1 protein-coding gene is annotated in these 293 nt (G+C 39.6%); it reads right to left on the bottom strand.

What is annotated here, in order from left to right; all coding sequences use genetic code 11:
• On the bottom strand, window positions 1–293 hold a 293-nt coding region (locus C1G53_RS10340; RefSeq protein ID WP_153046710.1), incomplete at both ends, for a hypothetical protein.

The raw sequence follows: 293 nt of genomic DNA, 5'->3' as shown, positions 1-293 counted from the left end.
ACATTATCTCCCTCAGCCTCTACTGAAGATGTCGTTTGGGCCTCCACTGGAAAATGCAATTGATTGGTACCATCTGCAATAATACCTGCATTCTCTGTGTCTGCTTCCAAATTTGTGGAACTTGTTTCTTGAGATGATAGAGAATCAACATCTGAAACCGTTGAGCGATCACCTACTGGTAAATCTGGTGCCAAAGCATTTCCAACTTCTGAAATAGGAAAATCTAAACTCTTTAAACTATTTAAACCATTTTCCAATGCACCACTTAGCATCTCAGAACTTTCTGCCTTTTG

The organism is Streptococcus suis, from assembly GCF_002960445.1.
Lineage (GTDB): Bacteria > Bacillota > Bacilli > Lactobacillales > Streptococcaceae > Streptococcus > Streptococcus hyiners.
This window is presented reverse-complemented; position numbering and strand designations above follow the sequence as displayed.